15 protein-coding genes are annotated in these 13,402 nt (G+C 67.5%); 6 read left to right on the top strand and 9 right to left on the bottom strand.

The genetic code is table 11. From position 1 onward, the window contains the following. Positions 1-47 precede the first annotated feature (47 nt). A complete protein-coding gene (gene rsgA / locus ACZ2G3_RS10800; protein WP_470395926.1) occupies positions 48-1,079 on the top strand; it encodes a ribosome small subunit-dependent GTPase A in 1,032 nt (343 codons plus the stop codon). Between the two features lie 5 nt (positions 1,080-1,084). On the opposite strand, the gene ppk2 is transcribed toward rsgA, so the two are convergent. The 3 genes from ppk2 to cobD form a co-directional block, all read right to left on the bottom strand. Then, positions 1,085-1,990, bottom strand: coding sequence for a polyphosphate kinase 2 (gene ppk2 / locus ACZ2G3_RS10795; RefSeq protein ID WP_470395925.1), 906 nt, complete (start codon positions 1,988-1,990; stop codon positions 1,085-1,087). A 67-nt stretch (positions 1,991-2,057) separates the two neighbouring features. After that, a complete protein-coding gene (locus ACZ2G3_RS10790) occupies positions 2,058-2,543 on the bottom strand; it encodes a hypothetical protein (RefSeq protein ID WP_470395923.1) in 486 nt (161 codons plus the stop codon). Positions 2,544-2,619: 76 nt separating this feature from the next. Next, positions 2,620-3,582 carry a threonine-phosphate decarboxylase CobD gene (gene cobD / locus ACZ2G3_RS10785; protein ID WP_470395922.1) on the bottom strand — a complete coding sequence of 321 codons (963 nt, stop codon included), beginning with the start codon at positions 3,580-3,582 and terminating at the stop codon, positions 2,620-2,622. A gap of 202 nt (positions 3,583-3,784) precedes the next feature. Between cobD and ACZ2G3_RS10780 the strand changes: the two genes are divergently transcribed. The 5 genes from ACZ2G3_RS10780 to ACZ2G3_RS10760 all read left to right on the top strand — a co-directional run bounded on the left by ACZ2G3_RS10780 (position 3,785) and on the right by ACZ2G3_RS10760 (position 7,718). Further along, on the top strand, positions 3,785-4,288 hold the full coding sequence (locus ACZ2G3_RS10780) for a type III secretion system chaperone family protein (protein WP_419267884.1): 504 nt from the start codon (positions 3,785-3,787) through the stop codon (positions 4,286-4,288). A 38-nt stretch (positions 4,289-4,326) separates the two neighbouring features. Further along, complete coding sequence (proC, locus tag ACZ2G3_RS10775; RefSeq protein ID WP_470395920.1) at positions 4,327-5,142, top strand: pyrroline-5-carboxylate reductase; 816 nt, start codon at positions 4,327-4,329, stop codon at positions 5,140-5,142. Further along, positions 5,139-5,471: a tRNA-binding protein gene (locus ACZ2G3_RS10770; RefSeq protein WP_470395918.1), complete on the top strand. Its 333-nt coding sequence runs from the start codon at positions 5,139-5,141 to the stop codon at positions 5,469-5,471. Before proC ends, ACZ2G3_RS10770 begins: the two co-directional genes overlap by 4 nt. 20 nt (positions 5,472-5,491) lie before the next feature. Further along, complete coding sequence (locus ACZ2G3_RS10765) at positions 5,492-6,415, top strand: 2-hydroxyacid dehydrogenase (RefSeq protein ID WP_470395916.1); 924 nt, start codon at positions 5,492-5,494, stop codon at positions 6,413-6,415. A gap of 70 nt (positions 6,416-6,485) precedes the next feature. Then, on the top strand, positions 6,486-7,718 hold the full coding sequence (locus ACZ2G3_RS10760) for a glycerate kinase type-2 family protein (protein WP_470395915.1): 1,233 nt from the start codon (positions 6,486-6,488) through the stop codon (positions 7,716-7,718). On the opposite strand, the gene ACZ2G3_RS10755 is transcribed toward ACZ2G3_RS10760, so the two are convergent. The 6 genes from ACZ2G3_RS10755 to ugpB form a co-directional block, all read right to left on the bottom strand. After that, complete coding sequence (locus ACZ2G3_RS10755) at positions 7,715-7,999, bottom strand: protealysin inhibitor emfourin (protein ID WP_470395913.1); 285 nt, start codon at positions 7,997-7,999, stop codon at positions 7,715-7,717. The two genes, ACZ2G3_RS10760 and ACZ2G3_RS10755, sit on opposite strands and share 4 nt — an antisense overlap. A gap of 34 nt (positions 8,000-8,033) precedes the next feature. Continuing rightward, positions 8,034-9,110, bottom strand: a complete 1,077-nt coding sequence (locus tag ACZ2G3_RS10750) for a M4 family metallopeptidase (protein ID WP_470395911.1) — start codon at positions 9,108-9,110, stop codon at positions 8,034-8,036. A 73-nt stretch (positions 9,111-9,183) separates the two neighbouring features. Continuing rightward, positions 9,184-10,191, bottom strand: a complete 1,008-nt coding sequence (locus ACZ2G3_RS10745) for a sn-glycerol-3-phosphate import ATP-binding protein UgpC (protein ID WP_470395909.1) — start codon at positions 10,189-10,191, stop codon at positions 9,184-9,186. 3 nt (positions 10,192-10,194) lie between these two features. Next, on the bottom strand, positions 10,195-11,043 hold the full coding sequence (gene ugpE / locus ACZ2G3_RS10740; protein WP_419267892.1) for a sn-glycerol-3-phosphate ABC transporter permease UgpE: 849 nt from the start codon (positions 11,041-11,043) through the stop codon (positions 10,195-10,197). Next, complete coding sequence (gene ugpA, locus ACZ2G3_RS10735; RefSeq protein ID WP_470395907.1) at positions 11,043-11,921, bottom strand: sn-glycerol-3-phosphate ABC transporter permease UgpA; 879 nt, start codon at positions 11,919-11,921, stop codon at positions 11,043-11,045. Before ugpA ends, ugpE begins: the two co-directional genes overlap by 1 nt. 78 nt (positions 11,922-11,999) lie before the next feature. Next, a complete protein-coding gene (gene ugpB, locus ACZ2G3_RS10730; protein ID WP_470395906.1) occupies positions 12,000-13,313 on the bottom strand; it encodes a sn-glycerol-3-phosphate ABC transporter substrate-binding protein UgpB in 1,314 nt (437 codons plus the stop codon). Between the last annotated feature and the right edge of the window lie 89 nt (positions 13,314-13,402).

The raw sequence follows: 13,402 nt of genomic DNA, 5'->3' as shown, positions 1-13,402 counted from the left end.
TGCAGGAAAAGCTTGCATCCCAGTCACGCCGACGCCATGCAGATGAGGTGACGAAAGCGACCCTTATCACCCCCGCCGCCCTGGCCGGTCTTGGCTGGTCCCCGTTCTTCGCCGACCAGACCGGTCCCGAGGATGCGGGGCTGGTCCCGGTGCGCATCGCGCTGGTCCACCGGTCGCGGCTGACGGCGGAAACGGGTGAGGGCCAGATCCGCCTGGGGCTGCCCCCGCAGGTGAACACGACCGACTTCGCGGTGGGGGACTGGGTGCTGATCGACCCCGACACACGGGTCCTGATGCGCCGGCTGGACCGCAAGGCCCTGCTGCAGCGCCGGACCGAAGGTGCGACGGTCCAGCAGCTGATCGCAGCGAATGTCGACACGCTGTTCATCGTGACTTCGTGCAACGACGACTTCAACCCGGCGCGGCTGGAGCGGTATCTGGCACTGGCGAACGAGGCCGGCACCGATCCGGTGATCGTGCTGACCAAGATCGACAAGGTCGAGGACCCGGCCGCCTGGCGCGCGCAGGCCGAGGCGCTGCAGCGGGGCCTGCAAGTGGTGATGCTGAACGCCAAGGCCCCCGATGCGGCCGCGGCGCTGATCCCTTGGTGCGGGCCGGGGCAGACGGTGGCGCTGGTCGGATCGTCGGGCGTGGGTAAGTCGACGCTGCTGAACACGCTGGCCGACAAGGCGCCGGACCAGGCGCAGGAAACCGGCGGCATCCGCGAGAGCGATGCCAAGGGGCGCCACACCACCACCGCACGGTCGCTGCATGCCATCCGGGGCGGAGGCTGGGCGATCGACACGCCCGGTATGCGCACGCTGCATGTCAGCGACGTGGCCGCCGGGCTGGACGTGCTGTTCGCCGAGATCACCGACCTGGCGCCCGCCTGCCGGTTCCGCGACTGCACCCATGCGCATGAACCGGGCTGCGCCGTTCAGGCCGCCGTCGCCGCCGGCGAGCTGTCGGCCGAGCGGCTGGAGCGCTGGCGCAAGCTTCAGGAGGAGAACCGCGCCAACACGCCGGTCATGACCGGGCCGCGCGGCAACCGGACGGTCGTGCCGCGCAAGCGCCGCTGATCGCCTCAGTATTTCTGCGGGACATACAGCTCGCGCGGCAGGACCTCGCGTTCGTAATCGGGCTTGAAGACGCGGTCGGGCAGCCGGACCTCTTCATGGGGAACGTCCTCATAGGGGATCATTTCCAGAAGGTGGCTCATGCAGTTCAGGCGGGCGCGCTTCTTGTCGTTGCCGGGCACGATGTACCAGGGCGCCTCGGGGATGTTCGTGCGCACGAACATGTCCTCCTTGGCCTTGGTGTAGGATTCCCACCGCACGCGGCTCTGCAGGTCCATGGGCGACAGCTTCCACTGTTTCAGCGGGTCGTGGATGCGCATCTGGAAACGCATCTGCTGTTCCTCGTCGGTGATCGAGAACCAGTATTTCACCAGCCGGATGCCCGACCGCACCAGCATCCGCTCGAATTCCGGAACGTCCTGGAAGAACTGCTCGACCTGGTCCTCGGAGGCAAAGCCCATCACCCGCTCGACGCCGGCGCGGTTGTACCAGCTGCGGTCGAACAGCACGATCTCTCCGCCCGCGGGCAGGTGGGGAACATAGCGCTGGAAATACCACTGGGTCTTTTCCCGGTCCGACGGCGCGGGCAGGGCCACCACGCGGGCCACGCGCGGGTTCAGCCGCTGCGTGATCCGCTTGATCGCGCCGCCCTTGCCGGCCGAATCGCGACCCTCGAAGATCACCACGACCTTTTCCTTGTGGTGGCTGACCCAGTCCTGCAGGCGGATCAGCTCGGACTGCAGGCGCAGCAGCTCGTGGAAATACAGCTTGCGGTCGATCTGGTCGGGATGGTGGCTGCGATAGATGCGCCGGATCTCGGCCGACAGGACCGCGTCCTCCAGCTCGATCTCCAGGTCCTCGTCCAGCGTTTCCTGCAGCTCTGCCTCGAGCCAGTCCTTGTAGCCGTTATCCATTGCCGTCTCCGGGTCCTTGTCTGGGCGGTGTAGGGCCGCAATGTAACCGATTTAAGTCATTGGCGTTTCAGCGCGAAAACAGGCGGGCGCATTCCGCCGTGACGGCCAGCACAAAGCTGCCGTCGCGCAGGCCATCCACAGTGCCGCACCAAGCCCCTGCCGTCGTGAACAGGCTTTTCGTGCCGCGCGCCGGGCGATAGGCGACGCGGCGCCCGTTCACGTCGAACAGGTTCAGCACGCCGCCAGCGTTGGGCGCGTAATAGCCCAGGACATCGCCCCCCGCCGTGAAGATCAGCCGCTGTTCGTTGGCCGGGTTCGAGGGCCGGTTCTCCCAGGCCGCCGACGAATTCGCCGTGTTGCCGCCCGAGTTCCAGGCCGCATTGGGGGAATTGGCGGCTCGCGCCGGGTTGTTGGCGGGATGACCCGGGCCCAGGTCGAAGGGCAGCTGGGTCCGGTCCAGGATGATCAGCGGCGCGTCGGCCGGCGCGGGCCCCGCCAGAAGGGCGGGGAGCAGCGCCAGCGGCAAAAGGCGGCGAAGAAGGGGCAGGGGCATCAGAAGGGCTCCGTCACGAACATCGTCATCATGATGCGATCCTTGCCGGGATGACAGGGACCTTCGCATCGTCGCTTTATGGGGTCAGCGCCATCAGCAGCCGGTCCCATTCGGTCCGGGTGCCGGGGATGCCAAGCCGCAGCCAGCGGTCCGAATAGGGAAAGCGCCGCGACCAGATGCGGGCGCGGGCCAGCCGCGCCTGCGCCGCCGGGGCGTCGGGCGTGTTGTAAAGCCGGAACAGATGCGTGCCGCCCACGGGTTGCCAGCCCGCCTTCTGCGCGACATGGTCCAGCCGCAGACTGGCCTCGCTGTGATAGGTCACGGTCTGGTCGGCCCAGGGAAGGTCGGCCATGGCGGCGGCGGCGATCTCCAGCGCGGGGCCGTTGACGGACCAGGGGCCGGCGGCGTCGCGCAGTTGCGCCAGCAGGTCGGGTTGCGCGATGACGAAGCCAAGACGCAGCCCCGCCAATCCCCAGAACTTGCCAAAGCTGCGCAGCACTACGGCATTGCCCGGCAGGTCGCAGGCCAGCGACAGGTCGGGGCGCGGATCGGCAAAGCTCTCATCCACGATCAGACGGCCCACGGTGGCCGCCAGCGCCGTCAGCCGCGCGGGCGACCATTCGCGGCCGTCCGGATTGTTGGGGTTCACGACCACGGCCAGGTCGGCGCCCGCCATCTCCTCAATGCCGGGGGCTGCACGGACCTGCCAGCCCGCGGCACCCAGGCTGCCCGCGTGCTCGTTGTAGCTGTGCGCCAGAACCGCCGCCCGGCCGGGGGCCAGGATGCGAGGCAGCAGCTGGATCGCGGCCGAGGCACCGGCCACCGGCAGCAGCTGTTCCGTGCGGCACCCGTACCAGTCGGCCGCCACGCGAATCAGCCGCGATTCGGCCCGGGCGGTGGGCAGGCAGCGCCAAGCGACCTCGGACAGGGGCGGGACCGGCCAGGGCTGGCGGTTGATTCCTGTGGACAAGTCGATCCAGTCATCGCCCCCGAAACGCGCCTGCGCGACGTCCAGATTGCCCCCGTGATCCCGCTGCATGTTGCGTTTCCTGATCGTTGTCCCTGCCCGATCTGGTAGGGCAGGCCCCCTGTGGATGCAATTGCCGGGTGCGGTTAAGGCTTTACACCCCCTCCAAAGCCCCCCACGATATCTGGTAGGAACATTCGGGCCAACCCGCCCGTTATTGTGTGCTCACCAAGGGTTAGCGGGATCCCCCCGCTCCGACGGCAGGAGGCAGGCCATGGCACAGACCGATCATTTCATCGCCAGCGACGAGATCCATCCGATCGACATCGTCGAGGCCGTGGCCGCCCATCACGAATGGGATTTCGACCGGCTGGCCGACGACCAGATCGCCATGGTCGTCGAGGGCCAGTGGCGCAGCTATTCGCTGACCCTGGCCTGGTCGGCCCGCGAGGAGGTGCTGCGCCTGATCTGCACCTTTGACATGGATCCGCCTGCCGACCGGCTGCCGCTGATCTACGAGACGATCAACCTGGCCAATGACCAGGTCTGGGACGGGGGCTTCACCCTCTGGACGCAGCAGCGGCTGATGGTCTGGCGCTATGGGCTGGTTCTGGCGGGCGATGCGCTGGCCCTGCCCGAACAGATCGACCAGATGATCGGCAGCGCCATCACCGGCTGCGAGCGGTTCTATCCCTCGTTCCAACTGGTCGGATGGGGCGATGCGACGCCCGCCGCCGCGCTGGACATCGCTTTGGGCCAAGCCTACGGACGGGCCTGAGGGGGGCAGCCGCCCCAAGGAGATAAGGGGGGAAGCGGATGAGCGATTTCGACGATATCAACCAGCGCGGCCTGGTGCTGGTCGGCTGTGGCCGGATGGGCGGGGCGATGTTGAAGGGCTGGCTGTCGCGCGGCCTGCAGCCCGCCGCGGTCACGGTCATCGACCCGAACCTGGCGCCGGAATGGCAGGACCGCGGCCTGAAGGTGAATGCCGCGCTGCCGGAACGTCCCGCCGTCGTGGTTCTGGCCGTCAAGCCGCAGATGATGGGCGACGCGCTGACGCGGATGCCCGATCTGGCCGATACGCTGGTGATCTCGGTCGCGGCGGGCACGACCATCGCCACCTTCGAAGCCGCGTTTCCGGGCGCCCCCATCGTGCGGGTGATGCCCAACACCCCGGCGGCGATCGGGCAGGGCATCTCGGCGCTGATCGGCAATGGCCGGGCCACGGAGGCGCATCTGGACCTGGCCGAGGCGCTGATGCGGGCCGTCGGGCGCGTGGTCCGGCTGGCATCCGAGGACCAGATGGACGCGGTCACGGGCCTGTCGGGCAGCGGCCCGGCCTATGTCTTCCACCTGATCGAGGCGATGGCCGCGGCCGGCGAGGCGCAGGGCCTGTCGCCGCAGCTGGCGCTGGAACTGGCGCGCATGACCGTTGCCGGCGCGGGCGCGCTGGCAGTGGACGCCGACGAGGACCCGGCCGTGCTGCGCCAGAACGTCACCTCGCCCGGCGGGACCACCGCTGCGGGGCTGAAGGTGCTGATGGACCCGCAGACGGGCCTGCCGCCGCTGATGGCACGCACGGTCGCCGCCGCCACGGAACGGGGGCGGCAGTTGGGACGGGGCGAGGCATGACCATCACGTTCGACGACTTCCTCAAGGTCGACATCCGCGTGGCCACCATCACCCGCGCCGAACCCTTCCCCGAGGCGCGCAAGCCCGCGATCAAGCTGTGGCTGGACCTGGGCGAGATGGGCAGCCGCAAGTCCTCGGCCCAGATCACGCGCCACTACGACCCCGCCACGCTGGTGGGCAAGCAGGTCCTGTGCGTGGTGAACTTTCCCCCGCGCCAGATCGGCCCGGTCCTGTCCGAGGTCCTGGTGCTGGGCGTCCCCGACCCCGAGGGCGAGGTCGTTCTGATCCGCCCTGACCTGAACGTGCCCAATGGCGGGAGGCTTTATTGAAGCTGCTGGTGACACGGCCCATGACCCTGCGGGCCACTGCCGCGATCCGCGCGCAATTCGACGCGACCTTCCGCGACAACACCCCCCTGACCGAGGCCGAGGCCGGGCAGGCGATGGCGGATCATGACGTCATCATCCCGACGCTTGGCGATGCCTTCACCGCCGGCGCCTTTTCGGGGCAATCCCGGTGCCGGCTGCTGGCGAATTTCGGGGCGGGCTACAACCACATCGACATCGCGGCGGCGCGCGCGGCCGGCGTCACGGTGACCAACACCCCGGACGTGGTGACCGACGCCACCGCCGACCTGGCGCTGACGCTGATGCTGATGGTCCTGCGCCGCGCCTCGGAAGGGGAGCGGCTGCTGCGGGCCGGGCAGTGGACGGGCTGGAACCCGACGCAGCTGCTTGGGCACGAAATGTCCGGGCGGACGGTCGGCATCATCGGCATGGGCCGCATCGGCAAGGCCATCGCCCGGCGCTGTCATCTGGGCTTTGGCATGGATGTCGCCTTCTTCAACCGCTCGATCGTCTCGGCCCTGGATATCCCGGCGCGCCAGTTCCAGGACCTGCACCAGATGCTGGCCGCCAGTGACGTGGCCGTCGTGGCCGTGCCCGGTGGCGCCGAAACGCGCGGCCTGATCGGCGCCCCTGAACTGTGCGCTTTGGGTTCGAACAGCTGCTTGGTCAACATCGCCCGCGGCGACGTCGTGGACGAGGCGGCGCTGATCGCGGCGCTGCGGGACGGCACCATCGCCGGGGCGGGCCTCGACGTCTATGCACGCGAGCCGCATGTCCCGCAGGAGTTGCTGGAGGCGCCCAACGCCACCCTGTTGCCGCATCTGGGCACGGCGACGGACGAGACGCGCACCCGGATGGCCTTGCGGGCTCTGGAGAACGTTCTTGCCTTCCGGGCAAAGCAGCGGCCGCGCGATCTGGTCGTCTGATCCGCGCCCCGGCCGGTTGACATCGGCTCGTCTGGGGCCAAGCTGACCTTGGTTCTTTGCGGGGGGCAGGATGAGACAGCATGTGATGGAGTTGCTGCGGGCCGGGATCGCCGCTGCGGCGCCGGGGCCGGCGGTGGCGCGCGCTATGCCGGACCTGCTGGCGCAACCACTGGCGGCCGGCGGGTGCTGGCACGTAATCGCGGTGGGCAAGGCGGCCCGCGCGATGGCCGCGGCCGCGCTGGAGGCGCTGCAGGGAGAACCGGTGGCCGAGGTGCTGGTCGTCACCAATGCGGGCAATGACGCCTCCCTGGCGGGGGCCCGGGTGTTGCAGGCCGGTCATCCCGAACCGGACGAGGCGGGCCTGGCTGCCGCGACCGAAATCGAGCGCCTGCTGTCCCGCGCGACCGCCCGCGACAGGGTGCTGGCGCTGATCTCGGGCGGGGCCTCGGCCATGCTGCCGGCCCCGGCGGCGGGGCTGTCGCTGTCGGATCTGCAGGAGGTCAATGCGCGGCTTTTGCGCTGCGGCGCCGATATCCTGCAGACGAACCTGATCAGGCAGCAGCTGGACCGGCTGAAGGGCGGCGGCTGGCTGCGGCTGTCGCAGACCCCGGTCCATGCGCTGATCCTGTCGGACGTGCCGGGGGATGATCTGCGGGTGATCGCCTCGGGCCCGACGGCGGGGCCGATCGGCGGCCCGGCCGAGGCCGCCCGTGTCGCCCGTGACCTGGGCATCTGGGACAATCTGCCACTGTCGGTCCGCACTGTGCTGGCGCGTGACCAGGCCATGCCCGATACAGGTCCCGACCGGAACCGCCTGATCGGTTCAAACGGGCAGAGCATCGCCGCCATGGTCGCGGCTGGCGCGGTCGAAGCTGGAATGGCGTTGCAGGGCGACGTCCAGCTTTGCGCCGAAGGGCTGGTCGCCCTGGCCCTTGATGCCGCGCCGGGACTGCCGCTGGCTTTCGGCGGAGAGACGACGGTGCGGCTGCGGGGCCGCGGCATGGGCGGGCGAAACCAGGAACTGGCCTTGCGCTTTGCCGTCGAGGCCGAGCGGCGGGGACTGGGCTCCGACTGGATCTTTGCCGCGATGGGCAGCGACGGGCGCGACGGCCCGGGCGAGGCCGCGGGCGGCATCGTCGGCCCCGACAGCCTGGACCTGATGCGGGCCCAAGGCATCGAACCGGAGGACGCCCTGGCGCGCAACGATTCCACCCCGGCGCTGGCTGCGGCGGATGGCCTGATCGTCACCGGCGCCACCGGCACCAATGTTGCCGATCTGGCTGTGTTCCTGCGCCGGGCCTAGAGCCGGTCGATCAGGTCCAGCATCTGGTCCGGGATCTGCCCTTCCGAAAGGGTGAAGGTCTGCGGCTCCTGCCCGGTTTCGATGACGGTGATCCGATAGCTCAGCCCGTCTGGGCAGTTGGCGCAGTCTGTCCCGGCCAGCTGCGTCAGCGCACGTGGCGCGAAGGCGCTGCACAGCGCCTCCCGCAGGTCCTGTGGCTGTCCGTCGGTCTCGATGCGCTTGCGGCTGGCGGCGGCCCTGATGCCGCCGAACCCGCCCTCGGTCGCGATCTCGATGATCATGTGCCGCCCCTTGCCAGACGGCACAAGCCTAGCGTCAGAGCGCGATCCCGACAAGTTTCCACGCCCGCCGCAGCAGCTGTCCTTCCATGCTGCCCTGGCCGGTCAGCGCGGAGGCCGTGCGCAGCGTCTGGTCGGCCCAGTCCGAAAAACTGGCCATCGGGTTGTTCAGGTCCTGCAGCGCCCGATACCAGATCCGGCCCGGAAGCTGCCAGGACCGGCCCCCCAGATAGGCGCAGAACAGGTAGAAGGCGTGGTTCGGGATGCCTGAATTGATGTGCACCCCGCCATTGTCGTCGGTCGTGGTCACGAAGTGGTCCATGTGCCAGGGCTGCGGGTCCTGCCCCAGAAGGTCATCGGCATAGGCGGTGCCCGGTGCCTTCATGCTGCGCAGCGCCCGCCCGTTCACGCCGGGACCCAGGATCCCGCGGCCAACCAGCCAGTCGGCCTCATGCACCTGCTGGTCCAGCGGCCGTTGCAGGGACAGGGCGCCAAAGACATCGGCAATGCTTTCGTTCAGGGCGCCGGACTGGTTTTCATAGATCAGCCCCCCGGAGTGCTGGATGACCCCATGCGCCATCTCGTGCCCGATGACAGACAGTTCCAGGAAGGTCCGGAAGATGCGGCCGTCGCCGGTGCCATAGGCCATCTGCTCGCCGTTCCAGAAGGCGTTGTTGTAGTCGCGGCGGTGCTGGACCGTGGCCACCAGCGGCATGCCGCGCCCGTCCAGCGAATTGCGGCCGTATTCCTCGGCAAACAGCGAAAAGACCTGGCCCGCGCTGTCATAGGCCAAGTCCGCGTCCGCGATGCCGCTGGGGGCCTCGCCCTCGGACCGGACCAGGCGGCCGGGCAGGGCGGCACGGAATTCACCATCATGGATGCGCCGTTCGGGACAGCAGAGGCCAGGATCTGCCATCGGCAAAACGCCCTCGGCCGCAACCGGGGGGCTGGCATGGGCGGCGCGTTCGTCGCGCAGCGCCTCGTCATGCCGCAGCAGCGTGCGCGCCATCTGCGCGGTGGCCGCGTCCCCGCGCAACGCCAGCACCCGCAGCATGTAGGGCGGCACGATGCAGGCGATGGGATTGTGATGCGTGCAGGACAGCGACAGGCACATGGGGAAACCTCCGGACGATGTTCCCCTCAGGGTAGCACGATCACCCCCCGCGGCAAGGCCGGATGTTCACGTTTCAGTCCAGCCGCTTGCCCGTGTCCTTGTGAAACAGGTGCAGCGCCTGCGGCGGGTAGGACAGGCGCAGCCGGTCCGACAGCGGCGCATCCGAGGGCAGGGTGATGGTGATGCGCTCGCCGCCCGTCTTGCCATGCACCAGCCGGTGGGCGCCCAGTTCCTCGACCGCAGTGACCTGCATCTCGATCGGACCGTCGGGGGTGACGGTCAGGTCCTCGGGGCGGATGCCGATCATGCCAACATGCGAAATGCCCGGCAGGTGAGGTACGGCGCTGGCGTCGATGAGGTTCATCGCCGGGCTGCCGATGAAGCCCGCCACAAAAGCCGAGGCAGGACGGCGATAGACCTCCAGCGGGGTGCCGATCTGTTCGACACGGCCGCCGTTCAGCACCACCAGCCGGTCGGCCAAGGTCATCGCCTCCAGCTGGTCATGGGTCACGTAGATCGAGGTCGTGCGCAGGCGTTTCTGCAGCTCCTTGATCTCCAGCCGCATGGCGACGCGCAGTTTCGCGTCCAGGTTCGACAGCGGCTCGTCGAAAAGGAAGGCGGCGGGTTCGCGCACGATGGCGCGGCCCATGGCCACGCGCTGGCGCTGGCCGCCGGACAGGGCCCGCGGCTTGCGGTCCAGAAAGGGTCCGATCTGCAGGATGTCCGAGGCGATCTTGACCCGCCGCTCGATCTCGGGCTTGGGCGTGCCGCGGTTCTTCAACCCATAGGCCAGGTTCTGGCGCACCGACATGTGCGGATAAAGGGCATAGTTCTGGAACACCATCGCGATGTCCCGCTCGGCCGGTTCGATGTCGTTGACCACGCGGTCGCCGATGCGGACCTGGCCCTCGCTGACCGATTCAAGCCCCGCGACCATGCGCAGCAGCGTGGATTTCCCGCAGCCCGAAGGCCCCACCAGAACGATGAATTCGCCGTCCGCGATGTCGATGTTCACGTCGCCCACGGCGCGGGTGCCGCCGGCATAGATCTTGCCGAGATTGTCCAGGATGATGGAAGCCACGTCTTATTTCTCCGTCTCGACAAGACCTTTGACGAACAGGCGCTGCATGCCGATGACCACCACCACGGGGGGGATCATCGCCAGCATCGCGGTCGCCATGACCAGGTGCCATTGCGGCAGGCCGTCCACGGCATCCGCCATGCGCTTGATCCCCGCAACGATGGTGTAATAATCCGAACTGGTCGTGATCAGCAGCGGCCAGAGATACTGGTTCCAGCCATAGATGAACAGGATCACGAACAGCGCGGCGATGTTGGTGCGCGACAGGGGCAGCAGGATGTCGCGAAAGAACTTCATGGGGCCGGCCCCGTCGATGCGGGCGGCCTCGGTCAGCTCGTCCGGGATGGTCAGGAAGACCTGGCGGAACAGGAAGGTCGCCGTGGCCGATGCGATCAGCGGGATCGAGAGGCCGGCATAGCTGTTCAGCATTCCCAGGTCGGCCACGACCTGGAAGGTCGGCACGATCCGCACCTCGACCGGCAACATCAGCGTCACGAAGATGCACCAGAAGGCCAGGCCACGGAACGGAAAGCGGAAATAGACCACGGCAAAGGCCGACAGGACCGAGATCACGATCTTTCCGATCGCGATCGACAGCGCCATGATCAGGCTGTTGAACATCATCGTGCCGACGGGGGGCGTGCCGCTGGTGGACACGCCGGCCCCCAGCATGAGGCTGTAGTTTTCGACCAGATGCGGGCCCGGCCACATCGGGATCGTGCCGGACATGAAATCCGTGGCGCTGTGGGTCGAGGCGACAAAGGCCACCCAGACCGGCAGGGCCACGACGCAGATGCCCAGGATCAGCGTCAGATGCGCCAGCGCATTTAGATAGGGGCGGTTCTCGATCATCAGTAGGCCACCTTCTTTTCGACATAGCGGAACTGGATCACGGTCAGCACCAGGACCAGCATCATCAGCACGACCGACTGCGCGGCCGAGCTGCCCAGGTTCTGGCCCACGAAGCCGTCGAAATAGACCTTGTAGACCAGGATGTTGGTGGCCTGCGCCGGGCCGCCCTCGGTCGTGGCGTCGATAACGCCGAAGGTGTCGAACATGGCATAGACGATGTTCACGACCAGCAGGAAGAAGGTGGTCGGCGACAGCAGCGGAAAGGTGATGTCGAAGAAGCGGCGCACCGGACCCGCCCCGTCGATGGCCGCGGCCTCGCGCAGGGACGCGGGGATGGCCTGCAGTCCCGCCAGGAAGAACAGGAAGTTGTAGCTGATCTGCTTCCAGGCACTGGCGATCACCACCAGCGCCATGGCATCGCCCTTGTTGCTGATGTGGTTCCAGTCATAGCCCAACTGCCCCAGCACATAGGGCATGATCCCGATTGTGGGATTGAAGATGAACCACCACAGGATGCCCGCCACCGCAGGCGCCACCGCATATGGCCAGACCAGCAGGGTGGTATAGACGCGGGTCGACCGGATCATCCGGTCCACCGCGATGGCCAGCAGCAGCGACAGTCCCATCGACAGCACCGTGACCGAGATCGCGAAGACCGCCGTCACCTGCAGCGAGTTCAGGTATTCGGGGCTGTTCCAGAGGCGGACAAAGTTGTCGAGGCCGACGAATGTCGACCGGGTGCCGAAGGCATCCTCGCGCAGAAAGCTCTGCCGCACGGCCTGGGCGGCCGGCCACAGGAAGAACACGAAGGTGATGATCAGCTGCGGGGCCAGCAGCAGCCAGGGCAACAGCTGGTTGTTGAAGATGGTGCGCTTCATCGGATACCGGGGCTTTGGGTCGTGAAAAAGGGCGCGGGGCCGCGCATCAGGCGCGGCCCCGGCCATGACTGCCAGTGCTTACTGGCTTTGCGCCTGGAACTGTTCCAGCAGGTCGTCGCCACGCTCGACCACGCTGTCCAGCGCCCCTTGGGCATCCTTGGAGCCGGACATCAGCTGCTCGAACTCCTCGTCGATGATGCCGCGGATCTGGACATAGTTGCCGAACCGCAGCCCCTTGGAGTTCTCGGTCGGCTCGTTCAGCGTGATCTGGTTGATGCCGGTATCGGCGCCCGGGTTCTGGGCGTAGAAGTCGGCCATCTGCTCGCGCGCAGCCTCGGTGATCGGCAAGTAGCCCGAGAAGGACGCCCAATCCGCCTGCACCTCGGGCGAGGAGAGATAGTCGAAGAAGGCCGCGGCGGCGGCATATTCCTCATCCGACTTGCCCGACAGCACCCACAGGGTCGCGCCCCCGATGATCGAGTTCTGCGGCGCGCCTTCGACATCCTCGTAATAGGGCAGCATGCCATAGCCCAGGTCAAAGTCCTTGGCATTGGCGATCACGCCCGCCCGGCTGGCCGAGCTGCCCATGATCATCGCGCATTCCTGCGAATAGAACATCGGCGCGGCGTTGTCGCCGCCGACCGGGCCGCCATATTTGAAGATGCCCTCGTCGGACCAGCGCTTGAGGTTCTCCCAGTGCCTGACCTGCACGGGGCCGTTCAGCGACAGCCGCGCATCCAGCCCGCCAAAGCCGTTCTCCATCGTGCCGATCGGCTGGTTGTGCCAGGCCGACAGGTTCTCGGTCTGGATCCAGCTGATCCACTGGGTGGTGAAGCCGCAGCTGGCCGCACCGGAGTCCTTGATCTGCTTCGAGAACTGCTCCAGCTCGGCCCAAGTCTTGGGCGGCTGTTCGGGGTCCAGGCCGGCCTTCTCGAAGACCGACTTGTTGTAATACACGATCGGGGTCGAGCTGTTGAACGGCATCGACAGCATGTTGCCTTCGGGGTCGGTGTAATAGCCCACGACCTGCGGCAGGAAGGCGGACTTGTCAAAGCCCTGGCCATGCTCCTCCATCAGCTGGTGGACGGGGACGATGGCGCCCTCGGCGGCCATCATCGTGCCGGTGCCGACCTCGAAGACCTGCACGATGGTCGGCTGCTGGTTGGCACGGAAGGCCGCGATCGCGGCGGTCATCGTCTCGGGGTAAGTGCCCTTGTAGGACGGGTTCACGCGATATTCGTCCTGGCTGTCGTTGAAGCCCTGGACGATCTCTTCCAGCTTGGCGCCCAGTTCGCCGCCCATGGCGTGCCACCACTCGATCGCCGTTTCGGCCGAGGCCGCGCTCAGCGACGCAACAAGCGCCACCGCGGATGCGGTGCTGTATCGGATCATGTTGTATTCCCTCCCATTGGAGTTGCGATGTGCTGCCCCGCCTAAGCCCTCCGCGTGACAGCTCCGCAACATTCGCATGGACGGAATGT

The sequence above is a fragment of the Paracoccus sp. KKT209 genome, assembly GCF_055635455.1.
Note: the sequence above shows the minus strand (reverse complement) of the source record. Positions and strands in the feature narration are given on the sequence as shown.

Coding starts and splice junctions, on each gene's coding strand:
- ppk2 (WP_470395925.1), bottom strand. CDS start 1,990: ATGGATAACGGCTACAAGGACTGGCTCGAGGCAGAGCTGCAGGAAACG.
- ACZ2G3_RS10790 (WP_470395923.1), bottom strand. CDS start 2,543: ATGCCCCTGCCCCTTCTTCGCCGCCTTTTGCCGCTGGCGCTGCTCCCC.
- cobD (WP_470395922.1), bottom strand. CDS start 3,582: ATGCAGCGGGATCACGGGGGCAATCTGGACGTCGCGCAGGCGCGTTTC.
- ACZ2G3_RS10780 (WP_419267884.1), top strand. CDS start 3,785: ATGGCACAGACCGATCATTTCATCGCCAGCGACGAGATCCATCCGATC.
- proC (WP_470395920.1), top strand. CDS start 4,327: ATGAGCGATTTCGACGATATCAACCAGCGCGGCCTGGTGCTGGTCGGC.
- ACZ2G3_RS10770 (WP_470395918.1), top strand. CDS start 5,139: ATGACCATCACGTTCGACGACTTCCTCAAGGTCGACATCCGCGTGGCC.
- ACZ2G3_RS10765 (WP_470395916.1), top strand. CDS start 5,492: ATGACCCTGCGGGCCACTGCCGCGATCCGCGCGCAATTCGACGCGACC.
- ACZ2G3_RS10760 (WP_470395915.1), top strand. CDS start 6,486: ATGAGACAGCATGTGATGGAGTTGCTGCGGGCCGGGATCGCCGCTGCG.
- ACZ2G3_RS10755 (WP_470395913.1), bottom strand. CDS start 7,999: ATGATCATCGAGATCGCGACCGAGGGCGGGTTCGGCGGCATCAGGGCC.
- ACZ2G3_RS10750 (WP_470395911.1), bottom strand. CDS start 9,110: ATGTGCCTGTCGCTGTCCTGCACGCATCACAATCCCATCGCCTGCATC.
- ugpE (WP_419267892.1), bottom strand. CDS start 11,043: ATGATCGAGAACCGCCCCTATCTAAATGCGCTGGCGCATCTGACGCTG.
- ugpA (WP_470395907.1), bottom strand. CDS start 11,921: ATGAAGCGCACCATCTTCAACAACCAGCTGTTGCCCTGGCTGCTGCTG.
- ugpB (WP_470395906.1), bottom strand. CDS start 13,313: ATGATCCGATACAGCACCGCATCCGCGGTGGCGCTTGTTGCGTCGCTG.